We start from the raw sequence: 12808 nt of genomic DNA on the forward strand, positions 1-12808 counted from the left end.
TTTCCACTACTGTTTATACTTAAAATCATCTGGGTCCATTTCAGCAAGAATTTCGGCCCATTTATCTTTTTCGATCGCGCTAAAATCCGTAGCCCCTTCGGTGCTTGCTGTAAACTCCTCATCTTCGGCACGTATTTCCCCGCCCTCTCCACCGATCGCGCTACTAAGTGTAACTTGAGCCTGTTTTAAAACTTCTTCGCTAACAAAAATCTTGGCATTAACGCGCACAGCTAAGGCAATTGCATCACTTGGACGTGCATCCATCAGCTTAAGCGCATCCCCGGCAGTTAACTCAATCCGCGCCAAAAAAGTATTATCTTGAATTGCGTGAATAATCACACGTGTGACTTTGGCGCCAAACATATTAATTGAGTTGGCCAGTAAGTCATGTGTCATTGGACGAGTTAAAGTGACCTGTTTAAGCGCAGAAGCAATCGCAGTAGCCTCGGGAAGGCCAATCCAGATTGGCAGGCAGATTTTACCGGTTTGCTCCTTGAGCAGCACGATTGGCGCATTTGTATTTTGGTCTAAAACAAGACCAGCCACAAACATTTCCATTTCAGTTGTAATCTCACTCATGCACGTAATTTCTAGATGATCTGACCTCTCAGTCCATAGGGTGTGGCATGTTCTATTTTAACCTGAATAATTTGTCCAAGTTTTATGCGTTCACGCTGGATTGTTGATTGGGGCAGGCACTCTACCCAGGTATTATACTCGGAGCGACCCCGTGGGTTTTCGCCTTTAAGACTCTCAATCAACACGGCCAAGTTTTGACCTAGATATTGTTGGTGTAACTCTCTGCTGATGTTGTCTTGCAAATCTTGTAGACGGTATAAGCGATCACGCGCCACATCTTCAGCAACAAGCTCGAGGTTTTCCTGAGCACTGTCTGCAGTATGCGGACGCAGTGAATAGCAAAAAGAGTACACCAAATGGTAGCGCACGCGTTGGAGTGCTTCCAAAGTATCCTGGAAGTCTGCCTCTGTTTCTGACGGATATCCGACAATCATATCAGTGGTAATAGCAATCGTGGGCACTTTGGCGCGAAGCTCGTCAATAATTTCGAAATAGCGCTTGCTGCGGTAATTGCGGTTCATCAGTTTTAAGATTCGATCTGACCCGGCTTGCAGTGGCATGTGAATGTGCGGCACAAGCTGTGGGACCTCTGCGTAGAGATTGATAAAGTCTGATTTAACCTCCTGGGGATGGGGGCTAGTAAAGCGAATGCGTTTTAAGTCTGGAATTTCTGCAATGCGCTTAATCAAATCAACAAAACTAAGGCGCGGGTTTAAATCACGGCCGTATGAGTTTACAGTTTGCCCGAGGAGCATTACTTCCTTTGCGCCCATGCGAACTTTGAGACTGATTTCGCGGATGATTTCCTGGGGGTCGCGACTGACTTCAGGGCCACGGGTGTTGGGTACAACACAGTAAGAGCAGTTTTTATTACAACCACGCTGAATTGAAACAAGCGCGCGAATTGGAGTGACTTGCTCGCCGGTCTCTGTTAACTCACGAAACCCTAGTGGTAGATCTTCCCACTCATCGCGATAATCGACGACAACTTGTTTGGACTTTCCAGCAAGTGCGCCTGTTACTAATGAGGGCACGAGCGACAAATTGTGAGTGCCGACGACAAAATCTACTTCAGGAATGGCTTTGATAAGTTGTGTGCCTTCTTGCTGGGCAACGCAGCCGCCAACGCCGATAATCGTCTGTGGGCGCTTTTTCTTAATCAAATTATATTCGCCGATGATGCTGCGCATTTTATGTTCGCCTTTTTCACGAACACTGCAGGTATTAACGAAAATAAAGTCGGCCTCCTCAGCATTAGAGGTAAGACTGTACTGATCCTGCATTAGAGCAGAGATTTTTTCAGAATCATACTCATTCATCTGACAACCAAAAGTCTTGATAAAAAGCTTTGGCTTGTCTGAATTTTTTTCAGCTGTAAGGGGCATTGAAAATGCTCAATAAAAAATTAAATTACTCAGTCACTATTCTTAAGACCGGGACAAATTTACCGCCTGGAATTTGCGGGACTGGCCGATCAACGGTGAGTTTAATTACACGTTTTTGTCCGGAGTCGATAGTGACACCAGAAAGCTCAACAATTTCCTCTGTGCTCGGGTCTGCAGCTGTCGGTGTTGGGCGCCCGTCTGGGGCATAAGCCAGTCCTAGGGCCAATTTAGGGTCTTTAATGGTTGTCGCTGTGGGGTTGTAGATTTTACCGCTGACGACAAGTTCTAGATCGCATGGCGGAACCGAACAAGCGATTGTGTTAGAAATTGTCTCAAGCTCGACAAGGGCCAGGGCATCTAGTTTTTCCTTTAATTCTTCTTTTGTCGCTGTTTGTGGAGCGCTGCCTTGGTCGGTAGTATTTGCGGCTGAGCTTTGGGGTTTAGTTGTTTCGATCTTTGCCTGACTTTGGTCTGAGATTTCATTAGTATTATTTTTTGCAAATTGCTTTGTCTCTGCGCCCCAGAGTAGACGCATTTGATAGTCTGTTGCGCCCATACTTTCGATGCTTAAGGCGAGAATGTCTTTTGAATTACGCTTTAACATTTCTTTCCCTAAGGCTTGATCGAGATAGACGTATTTGGAGGCTTTTCTTTCGCCGTTAACGAAAGTGCTAAGTTCAAGCACGGCATTATTTGTGGGCCAATCTGTTTTTGCTGTGATTGAGCCGGTGACAGATAGGAGTCCTTGGGGGGTAAGTTTAGAGTCCAGGACTTCGTAGCTTAAGGGGTCTGTAATTGTGGTCGAATTTGCAAGCTGATTTTGTCCAGTGCTAGCCTGCTTAGTAGTGCAAGCTGAAAATGAAAGACAGAGAATGAGGGCCAGATTAAATGCGTTATTTTTCATGGTTTTTGCGATCAATTCAGAGCTTAACTATCGGCTGCAAGGCGTGATTCGACGAAGTACCATGCGCCTGAGTCTTCAATCCAAGCTTGCACTTCGGTGCGTGTGTTAACGACTAGTGAATTCTGTGCGTAGGACTTGATATCGACGAGCACTCGAGCTTCGCTTTCCTTAATTGATACGTCGCGGACTTCATAGCTGATAATTTTCTCCTTATCGAGTCGCCCTTTCATGGCTTTATAGAAGGCTTCGCGTTCCTTAGGTTCGACGAGAACAGTTGCCTTATCGGCATCGTGCCAGCGCAAGGCTTCGTGGAAACTTACGACAGAATTTCTAAGTGTCTGGCCGTCATCGAGTGTGGCAGAACATGCTGTTAGTAGTAATAATCCGCTCAGGGCGAGTATGAAGGCAGTGAGTTTCATGAATTTTTCCTAGTTGCTAGTGGTCATTCTTAGTATCAGCTTGTGGGATTTGCTCGAAGTAGTGATCGAGGGACTGTTTGTCGGAGTTTGAGAGTTCATGATCGACTGCCTGGCGTTGGTCAGACTTGATGGTGACGGAGTTTGATTTGAGGCTGGAAATAAATTGGCGGTCCCAGCCAGTTTGTCGAAGTTCTTTGTAGGCGATCATCACGATTCCAGTCGCGTAGGCTGCGATGAGGAGTCGTTGCCAGAATGTGTTTGCGGAATCAGCCATTTAATATCTAACTAGTCGGTAACTTATTAGTAGCGAAATGCTCACTATTGGACAAAGACTATAACGTAACTTTTTTAACAGGCATAGAGCCCCCTTTTCGACACCCCTCGATAGGTACGGGGTTACTTTTATCGGTGTTTCGGGGATTTTCTATATTTTGATATTCCTGGCGATATTCAAGGCTCGAACTACTGCCCTCTCTAGGCAAGAAGAACAAATTCAGCTAGGTCTCAGCTGGGTAGAGGCCCGGATCCTCAAGCCCGACTGAGACAGGTACGGGGTTACTTTTAAGGGAAAAACATGGGTTTAATGCATGATAACTTATAAGACTGCTACAACTGGCCTAGCAATTGTTACTGGGGCTTCTGCCGGTTTAGGCATTGAATTCGCAAAACTGCTCCAGGTACGGGGCTACTATCTCCTACTCGTGGCGAGGCGTAGAGACAGGCTTGAATCGGTCCTAAATTCACTTGGAGGCTCCGAGGCTGGCAGCATTCTAGTGGCAGACCTTTCTACCCAGGCTGGCCGCGATAGCCTGATTTCAGCAACACTTAAACTCAACCAAAGCTACCCTCTAAAAGTTCTAATCAATAATGCAGGCTTTGGCCTCGTCGGTAGAACCCTCGAAATGGATGCCTCAAAACTCACCCAAATGGTCGAACTTAACTGCATAGCGCCGCTAGACTTATCGCGCCAGCTGGCCCCAATGATGGATAAAAATGGCGGAGGCCATATACTAAACGTCTGCTCTACTGCCGCCTTTCAACCACTCCCTTACATGGCCTGCTATGCTGCCACAAAATCTTTTCTCAAAAGCTTTAGTCGAGCCCTCAGCGTAGAATTAGCCGGGTATAACATCTCAGTCCTAGCTCATTGCCCGGGACCCACAAAGACAGAGTTCCATATCGCTGCAGGGCTAGAAGAGAAGATCGACTTTCTCTCCTCTGTCCCAGCCAGTGGCGTTGCCCGTGAGGCAATCGAGGCGCTCTTTGCCAACAAAAAGCTCCTGATTAACGGGCTTCGTAATCGTTTCCTTGCCACACTCGCTGGCCTCCTGCCTGAAAATATTGTGCTTCTCATCGGCAAACTTACTCTCGGACAGTATGTCAAAAAAACCTCCGGCTGAGCGTCTGCAGTGAAAAAATATTGTCCCAAGTGTTGCACTTCTTTGCGGTTTCGATTAATTCTCGGTCGCTAAGAAACTAATTTGCTTAGAGGAGAAACGCCGAGTAATTGAAGACAGAAAATCAAGCGACTACAGAGAGCTCTACGCTTAATTTTTACGGCCTAGAAAGTAATTATTCGAACTACGCCGATTCCCGCATCGCGATCCTCAGCGTGCCTTACGACGGCACAAGCACATACAATAAAGGTGCCGATCGTGGCCCTCAAGCAATCCTTGAAGCTTCAACTCAAGTTGAACTCTACGACATCGAAACTGATTTTGAAGTCTATCAACTTGGTATCGTTGGACTTGCTCCAGTGACTGAAAATTCCTCGCCGGAAGAAATGGTTGCTGCTGTAAAAGCTCGCGTCAGCGCATTACTCCAAGATGGAAAATTTCCAGTAATTCTTGGCGGCGAGCATTCGGTAAGTGCTGGAGCGATTCAAGCCTGCAAAGAATCCTATCCAAATATTTCCACATTACAATTCGATGCGCACGGAGATACGCGTGAAGAATATTATGGTTCACGTTATAACCATGCCTGCGTCATGGCACGCGCCCGTGAATGCGGGCCAATTGTGCAAGTCGGAATTCGCGCAATTGACAGCTCAGAACTTGAGAAAATGGACCGTTCCAGAGTTGTTTTCGCTCATCAAATCAAAGCCACCAACAGTGAAAAAAACTGGCCTGAGAAAAATTGGATCGACCGCGTCTCTAAAGGACTGACTTCAGAAGTTTACTTAACGATCGACCTCGACTGTTTCGATTCAGCAATCATGCCTTCTACGGGAACGCCTGAACCAGGCGGATTAAATTGGTATGACTTACTTGACGCCGTGCGACAAATCGCCGATAGACATAACATTATCGGACTCGATATCGTTGAATTATTACCGCGTGAGTCTGACCCCGCCCCAAATTTCTTAGCCGCAAAATTACTCTACCAAGTATTGAGCATTATTTTTAAACCGCGCCAGCTAGCAGCTGCTTAAAACTATTTTAAGGGAACCGACGAAAATGACTGAGATTGAAAAATGGAATTCACACAAAAGCGCCGCTCTCTATGGACTGGACAGCTGGGGACAGCCTTATTTTTCGCCGAATGACAATGGCACAATTACGGTCACTCCCAACGGTAGCGAAGGACCAAAGCTTGATTTGTACGATCTAGTAAATCAGGTCAAAGCGCGCGGTATTGGGCTGCCGATTTTGTTTCGTTTTAATGGGATTTTACGCAACCAAGTTGATATTATTCACCGTGCCTTTCACACAGCGATTAAGGAGCAAAATTATACTGGCCGTTACACACTTTGCTTTCCAATTAAAGTCAATCAGCAGCGCCACGTGGTGGATATTTTGCGCGCCGCTGGCGAACAATACCAGATGGGACTTGAAGTCGGCAGTAAGCCGGAACTGATTGCAGTGCTTGGATTACAAAATGCAGAAAGCGGTCCGCTACTTTGTAACGGCTACAAAGACGCCGAATATATCGAACTTGCCTTAATGTCCAAAAAAGTCGGCCGCCGCCCGATTATCACAATTGAAAAGCTTAGCGAACTACAAACCGTGCTGGATGTCTCCGAGAAACTGAATGTCACACCTGAAATTGGGTTTCGCATCCGTCTCTCTGGAAAAGGATCAGGTCGCTGGGAAAAGTCTGGCGGTGAGCGAGCAAAATTTGGCTTAACAATTGGTGAAATCGTTGAAGCATTTGAAACCCTCAAAAAGAAAAACATGCTTTCAATCATCAGCCTGCTACACTTCCACGTTGGCAGCCAAATCACGGCAATTGATGCGCTTAAGGTTGCATTACGCGAAGCCGTGCAGGTTTACATTCAATTGCGTCGCGACTGTCCGAACCTAACAATGCTTGATGTCGGTGGAGGATTAGGCGTTGACTACGATGGTTCAAAGACAACTTTTGCTTCATCAATGAACTATACTGTTGATGAGTATGCACGTGACATTGTGTGGATCCTTGGCGAAGCCTGCGAGCAAGCCGGCGTCCCTGCCCCAGATATTATTTCTGAGTCAGGACGTGCTTTGGCTGCGCACCACGCAGTGCTTGTTTTTAATGCACTGGGTATTGCTAATAGTTTTTCCTACACCTGTAATATTAATGAGATTCTATCGAAGACAAAGCATAAAACAGTTACTACCTTGTGCTCACTCTATCAGGAGCTCACACCAAAGAACTGCCAAGAGACGCTGAACGACGCCCTGCAACTGCGACAAGATGTGCTCGATCAATTCAATCTAGGAATTGTATCAATCACAGACCGCGCGCTAGTGGATGAAGTGTTCTGGGGGCTGCTCTATCAAATCAAACAAAAAACTGCAGAAATGTTTTATGTTCCTGAGGACCTAGAACGCTTGGCTTGGCTTTTGACGGATACTTATTTCTGCAATTTCTCAGTTTTCCAGTCGATGCCAGACAGTTGGGCGATTCAGCAAATTTTCCCCGTGATGCCGATTCATCGCTTAAACGAGCAACCCACTCGCTCCGTTGTGCTCGCTGATATTAGTTGCGATTCGGACGGTAAAATTGACCGTTTTGCGGACTTAAAAGACGTGAAGCGCTACTTACCGGTGCATGCGATTAACGAAACGCAGCCTTACTATTTTGCGACTTTCTTTGTCGGCGCCTACCAAGAAATTTTAGGTGACTTGCATAACTTGTTTGGCGATACGAATGCTGTGCACGTAGAAGTTAATAACGATGGCCGCATTCAGTTTTCTGATGTTGTGCTTGGAGACTCAATTCGCGAAGTGCTGCAGTATGTCCAGTACGACAAGAATGACTTGATTGAGCGTTGGCGAAATTCCGTAGAAGACGCTGTAGATAAGGGTCTTGTTTCAGCAGAAGAGTCGGCCAGCATTTATCGCAAATATGTTGGCGCTTTTGATGCTTACACCTATCTTGGCTCTGGCCCAGAAGTTTAATTAAATACGCTGCATTTCCCACTGTTTATTGATAGACTTGAGCAAAGTCATTCTGTAAAAAATGGACTTTTTTATATTACTTTAGTATTGAAATAATTCTCATTTTAGCTTCAGGTAGTGATTGATTGCCACAAGATGCTAGACGCGATGTCTCGTGTATTGTGGCGAAGATTTTTTAGGTTTTACTGGATCGTTCTGAAAAGCTTCGTGTGGGTATTAGTATTTCTACATGAAGCCTTTTATGGCTAATCTAGAACGGAGGGTAGAAATGCCCAATATTAATTTTAGTCTTGTCGTAGACGATTGCGCTCGACGTGATCGCATCGGAAATTGGTTGATCGCCATCGGCAGTGCCTGGTTGATGGGTGTTCCACTGGTCTTCCATCGGCGAGTTCAAGTTTAGAAAAGCGACAGCTGCCTGAAAGTAGGTATGCCAATAGTATTAGAAAGTGTGCTGTAAGAAGAGCAGTATACTTATTAGTACTATAGAGCTGGGGGGGGTGGTAGTTATCCATAACAATCCACAAGGAAGCGAAGCGTACGTACTTCATTAGCCTTGTGGATTTTTGTGGATAACTAACTGGGGAGGGGTAAGTTTTGCCACGCTTGAAGATTTTTGATTTAGGATCAATTTAAGCAGCCATTTTAGATTCATATTCCAAAGGGGTGAGATAGCCGAGAACTTTCATGGGGCGGTGATTAAACCAGTCTTGAACGTTTTGGACCTGTTGAGCTGTAACCTCATCAAAATTAGTTTTCTTAGGAAAGAAGCGCCTCAGGATCCCGTTAATAGCCTCAACTGTGCCACGTTCCCAAGCGCAGTAAGGATGACAGAAATAGATTTTGAAATCATTGTCTGCAAAGACAGGTTCGAGGAAAGCAAGCTCTTGGTGCTCAGGACCGTTATCGACAGTAAGAGTTTTCTTAACCTGAGCTTGCAAAATCGTAAATAGCGCCTGCCTGACTGTGTGAGCTTGGCGGTTAGGTAGTAAGCGTAAATGCAGATGTCTATTCTGACGGTCAACTAGCACCAATAACGAGCTTTTTCCATGACGTGCAGAAACTATTAGGTCCGACTCCCAGTGCCCCGGCTCGCCTCTTAGATTAGCCTTCACTGGACGAAGCTCAATACTACGCTTGGATTCTTCAACAGCTCTCGGTCTTCTGCCGCTAGCTCGATTAATACCTCGACTCTTGCCCTTACGCGGTAAATCCTTAATCAACTCCTTAGCTTGATGATAAATGTATTGGTAAATCGACTCATGCGAAATACTTTGACCTTGCTTGTCCATGCCAATACGATTGGCAATTATTTGCGGCGACCAGCCAAGTTCAATTTTCTCACGCACATACACCCGCGTTACTTCGTTTTTCAGTCCCCAGCCATCGACCCGCTTCGATTTGCGCAGCTTCTGGCGTTGACTTTGACGAACTTGGGCTTTCTCCAGCGCACTTAAATCTTCATAAAATCTTAGCTGCCTCTTGCCTCTCCTCAGTTCTCGGCATCACCCCACTATGATGCCGCTTGAGCTTGTAACCAATTCTCCGGGCACTTAAGCCTCGCTCTGATAAACGATAGTTCTCACCCAACTCTTCCTCATCCAGGTCTTTCCCGCGCTTTCCCATATCCACCCAAAATTACTACTCTTTTAGGTGTCGCTTTTCTAATTTGAACTCGCCATCTTTTTGGCCAAGATATCGGAGAGCCGATAGTGGGCCAGATAACTGTGGCCCTAATCGTCATATTCTTTGCAACTAGCATGATCTATTCCAGTCGCAAAACCTATCTTGAAAGCCGATTTAGTCGGCTCTGCGAAAGACACCCAGCGCTCGATCAAGCGCGAATAGCCTACGAGAAAACCTGCAAGGAACTCTGGGCCGCCAAAGCCGGAGAAGAGAAAGCAAAGCAAGACGCGAAGCGGAGTGCTTTAGAAACACTCGATCGCCTTACTGCTGAACTCTCCAAATGACAGTAGGTCAGTTGAAAAACCTCAACTGGCCTACCTCAAATTTTAATTCAGGTTAAAGTCTTCGCCGCCATTTCGATTTTGTGAGATTTACATGACTTGTTCTGGGTAGATGAATAACTTAGGCGCTTAAAAGCTAAAGCTTTTAGTTTTTTAGTGCCTAAAGGTGCAATCAGGTTTTATTGGATTCTCTGCTTTGAGTGAAGTTGAGTTGCTGCGGCAATTGAATTTCACTCAAACGAGGTTCACACAAATGGCAAAATTAACTCCTACAGACATGGGCTGGTCACAAACTCCAGCAGCGTTTATTCGATATCTGTTCAGCTTGCTTGGCGAGCTTGAAAATACACTCAAACAGTCCAATTGCGACCGTGAGAGAACGATCGAAGCCTTAATTTGGCTATGTTGGCGTCTATCTTTTTCCACCTACAACGAAACACTTGATCCAGGCCGTGCGCGAGATGTGGTCACTGACAAAAGCAAAGAGCTTGACTGGTCAATGCGCACACTCCTGAACACGGCTCCGGCAGAAGGTCCCCGCACCAAATATCGCATTCGGGTGCTCTTGATTTTCGCATATATGGTGAAATCCATTGGGCGCTACGAAAGTGCAGAGGAAATCTTCAAAAATATTCCCGACATGAAGTCTCTACTGGAAATGCTTCAGGCAGAATCCGTCGACGACTGGCTGAAGACTAAGCGTGAGGAAGCTGGTTTGGAGCATTTCCTACTTGGTGGAAAAGAGGCTGCAAGAGCTCTTGCGGAGTGCTTCAAAGAGTCAGGTCAGAGCGACTGGGTGGCGCAGTTTGGGCTTAAGTGCCTCGCCGTTCCTTAAAAAGTTGCTTGAGTCTTAAGGGTTGATTGTAAAAATTTGAGGTTTCTTACAGATTTTTTTACGGCACCTTTGGGACTCTTTAAGAAAGTTTTATTTCTCTATCAAGCCACTTCACGATTTCATCCATTGAAGCGCCGGGCGTAAAAATCTCCTTAACTCCTGCTTTTTTAAGTGTCAAAATATCGTCTGCTGGAATAATTCCGCCGCCAAAGACAACAACATCTTCTGCGTTTTCCTTTTTCAAGAGCTCAATTACTGCAGGAAACAAGGTCATATGCGCCCCGGATAAAATACTTAGTCCAATTGCATCGACGTCTTCTTGAATTGCACTTTTCACGACCATTTCCGGCGTTTGATGCAGTCCGGTGTAAATTACTTCCATGCCCGCATCGCGTAGGGCTCGCGCGATCACTTTTGCCCCACGGTCATGCCCATCCAGGCCAACTTTGCCGATTAAAATACGCAGTGGTCGTTTGGTCATAAGAACTTATCACTTATTGAAAATTTACTCTTTCAGGAGATCTTTCGACTCAACTTGAGTTCATTAACATTCACTCAAGTTATCGCTCAAGATGACAGTGTCTCTAGTCAATGAAGAAATAAAATGCTGTCATCTTGAGTGGGCAAGGGTCAAAATTTATTTTGACTCTGCGCAGTCGAAAGATCTCCAAATATCACTCAGAACGCTTACAGCTTAGACTTGAACTTCTCCTTACTCTTAAACTGATTAAGTTAAAGACTAAGTTCAAGTCTAAGCTGTAAGCGTCGCCAAGGTGCTGCTTAGCATATTACAGAAACCCTGGATCAGTATATACACCATAAACTTCACGGTAAATATCCGAAACTTCACCAATCGTAATCCCGTGGTCAACAGCTGCTAAAAGCACTGGCATCACATTGCGATTCTCCTGACAAGCTTGCCGAATTCTTGCAAGTTCACTCTTTACCGTTTGCGCGTCACGCTTTGCCTTAAAGCTTTTCACGCGCTCGATTTGATCAGCCTCAACCCGGTGGTCAATTTTCAAAGTCGGGATAACGTCTTCGCCGCTGCGATCGTCACTATACTTAGTAATCCCGACAATTGTGCGCTCCCCTCTTTCTAACTGACTTTGAAATACGTATGCCGATTCAGCAATCTCGCGCTGTGGAAATCCCTCTTCAATCGCATTTAACATTCCGCCCATACTATCGAGCTTGTTGATATAATCCCAAGCCTCTTTTTCTACTCTATCAGTCAATTCCTCAACAAAATATGAGCCTCCGAGGGGATCAACCGTATTTGCCACGCCGCTTTCTTCAGCAATGATTTGCTGGGTTCTTAAGGCCACAGTCACAGCAGCCTCGGTCGGAAGTGCCAAGGTCTCATCCATCGAGTTTGTGTGCAGCGACTGCGTGCCGCCTAAAACTGCAGCTAGCGCTTGCAAGGAAACTCGCGCGACGTTATTCAGCGGTTGCTGCGCAGTGAGTGACACGCCTGCAGTTTGTGCATGTGTGCGAAGTTTTAATGATGCTTCGAGCTTCGCGCCAAAACGCTCACGCATGAGTTTGGCCCAAATTCGGCGCGCAGCACGAAATTTTGCAATTTCCTCAAAGAAATCATTGTGCACGTCCCAAAAAAATGACAGCCGCGGAGCAAAACTATCAATTTCCATGCCACGCTTTAAACAAGTTTCTACGTATGTCACGCCATCATAAATCGTAAAGGCAAGCTCTTGAACTGCAGTCGCCCCAGCTTCACGGATATGGTAACCAGAAATACTTACCGGATTAAATTTCTTTGCTTCCGCAGCACAAAATTCAATTACGTCGCAAACTAATTTTACACCTGGGCCCGGCGGGCAAATCCATTCCTTCTGGGCAATGTACTCCTTGAGAATGTCATTTTGAATGGTTCCACCCATCTTTTGTAGGTCATAGCCATGGCGTTTTCCGACCGCGAAATACATCGCCAGCGCAATCGTAGCACTACAATTAATCGTCATCGAGGTCGTAACGTTTTCGAGATTAATTCCCGCAAATAAACGCTCCATATCATCGATTGTAGAAACGCTTACGCCCTCACGACCAACTTCACCAACTGACATCACATGGTCAGCGTCATAGCCCATCAGTGCTGGCATATCGAAAGCAGTGGATAAACCAGTCTGTCCGTGTTCGAGTAAATATTTAAATCTTTTGTTTGTATCCTCAGGCGTGCCAAAACCGGCAAACTGTCGCATCGTCCAGAGGCGACTTCGATACATTGTGTCATGCACACCACGCGTGTAGGGATATTGCCCGGGGAGACCAATTTGGGGGTCTTCTTGGCTTAGTCCACGATCGCGCCCAGTCACAATG

At 45.9% G+C, this 12808-nt stretch carries 15 protein-coding genes; 6 read left to right on the forward strand and 9 right to left on the reverse strand.

What is annotated here, in order from left to right; genetic code table 11:
* Positions 1-6 precede the first annotated feature (6 nt).
* The 5 genes from JNK13_08425 to JNK13_08445 are packed head-to-tail and all read right to left on the reverse strand — an operon-like array spanning position 7 to position 3561.
* The gene (locus JNK13_08425) at positions 7-558 is read right to left on the reverse strand and encodes a bifunctional nuclease family protein (protein MBL7662763.1); all 552 of its coding nucleotides are present in this window, start codon (positions 556-558) and stop codon (positions 7-9) included.
* A gap of 32 nt (positions 559-590) precedes the next feature.
* Positions 591-1964: a tRNA (N6-isopentenyl adenosine(37)-C2)-methylthiotransferase MiaB gene (miaB, locus tag JNK13_08430; GenBank protein MBL7662764.1), complete on the reverse strand. Its 1374-nt coding sequence runs from the start codon at positions 1962-1964 to the stop codon at positions 591-593.
* Between the two features lie 25 nt (positions 1965-1989).
* Positions 1990-2868 (reverse strand): hypothetical protein, encoded by an 879-nt coding sequence (locus JNK13_08435; GenBank protein MBL7662765.1) that lies wholly within the window; start codon positions 2866-2868, stop codon positions 1990-1992.
* 23 nt (positions 2869-2891) lie between these two features.
* Positions 2892-3287 (reverse strand): hypothetical protein, encoded by a 396-nt coding sequence (locus JNK13_08440; protein MBL7662766.1) that lies wholly within the window; start codon positions 3285-3287, stop codon positions 2892-2894.
* A gap of 16 nt (positions 3288-3303) precedes the next feature.
* Positions 3304-3561, reverse strand: coding sequence for a hypothetical protein (locus JNK13_08445; GenBank protein ID MBL7662767.1), 258 nt, complete (start codon positions 3559-3561; stop codon positions 3304-3306).
* A 313-nt stretch (positions 3562-3874) separates the two neighbouring features.
* Here JNK13_08445 and JNK13_08450 point away from each other — a divergent pair, with 313 nt between their 5' ends.
* From JNK13_08450 to JNK13_08465, 4 genes are all read left to right on the forward strand, one after another.
* Positions 3875-4687 (forward strand): SDR family NAD(P)-dependent oxidoreductase, encoded by an 813-nt coding sequence (locus JNK13_08450; GenBank protein MBL7662768.1) that lies wholly within the window; start codon positions 3875-3877, stop codon positions 4685-4687.
* A gap of 107 nt (positions 4688-4794) precedes the next feature.
* On the forward strand, positions 4795-5718 hold the full coding sequence (gene speB / locus JNK13_08455; GenBank protein MBL7662769.1) for an agmatinase: 924 nt from the start codon (positions 4795-4797) through the stop codon (positions 5716-5718).
* Between the two features lie 25 nt (positions 5719-5743).
* The gene (gene speA / locus JNK13_08460; protein ID MBL7662770.1) at positions 5744-7669 is read left to right on the forward strand and encodes a biosynthetic arginine decarboxylase; all 1926 of its coding nucleotides are present in this window, start codon (positions 5744-5746) and stop codon (positions 7667-7669) included.
* A 241-nt stretch (positions 7670-7910) separates the two neighbouring features.
* Complete coding sequence (locus JNK13_08465; protein ID MBL7662771.1) at positions 7911-8072, forward strand: hypothetical protein; 162 nt, start codon at positions 7911-7913, stop codon at positions 8070-8072.
* Between the two features lie 229 nt (positions 8073-8301).
* Here the strand turns inward: JNK13_08465 and JNK13_08470 are convergent, their stop codons facing one another.
* On the reverse strand, positions 8302-9165 hold the full coding sequence (locus JNK13_08470; protein MBL7662772.1) for an IS30 family transposase: 864 nt from the start codon (positions 9163-9165) through the stop codon (positions 8302-8304).
* A complete protein-coding gene (locus JNK13_08475; GenBank protein ID MBL7662773.1) occupies positions 9131-9295 on the reverse strand; it encodes a hypothetical protein in 165 nt (54 codons plus the stop codon). Before JNK13_08475 ends, JNK13_08470 begins: the two co-directional genes overlap by 35 nt.
* 134 nt (positions 9296-9429) lie before the next feature.
* Here JNK13_08475 and JNK13_08480 point away from each other — a divergent pair, with 134 nt between their 5' ends.
* Together JNK13_08480 and JNK13_08485 are read left to right on the forward strand one after the other, a co-directional pair.
* The gene (locus tag JNK13_08480) at positions 9430-9639 is read left to right on the forward strand and encodes a hypothetical protein (protein ID MBL7662774.1); all 210 of its coding nucleotides are present in this window, start codon (positions 9430-9432) and stop codon (positions 9637-9639) included.
* A gap of 250 nt (positions 9640-9889) precedes the next feature.
* Entirely contained in the window at positions 9890-10471 is a 582-nt protein-coding gene (locus tag JNK13_08485; GenBank protein ID MBL7662775.1) for a hypothetical protein, read from the forward strand.
* Positions 10472-10550: 79 nt separating this feature from the next.
* Here the strand turns inward: JNK13_08485 and JNK13_08490 are convergent, their stop codons facing one another.
* Together JNK13_08490 and JNK13_08495 are read right to left on the reverse strand one after the other, a co-directional pair.
* Positions 10551-10952, reverse strand: a complete 402-nt coding sequence (locus tag JNK13_08490) for a cobalamin B12-binding domain-containing protein (GenBank protein ID MBL7662776.1) — start codon at positions 10950-10952, stop codon at positions 10551-10553.
* Between the two features lie 307 nt (positions 10953-11259).
* The coding region (locus tag JNK13_08495) for a methylmalonyl-CoA mutase (GenBank protein ID MBL7662777.1) at positions 11260-12808 on the reverse strand (1549 nt) is incomplete at its 5' end.

The organism is bacterium (genome assembly GCA_016786595.1).
Classification (GTDB): domain Bacteria; phylum Bdellovibrionota_C; class UBA2361; order SZUA-149; family JAEUWB01; genus JAEUWB01.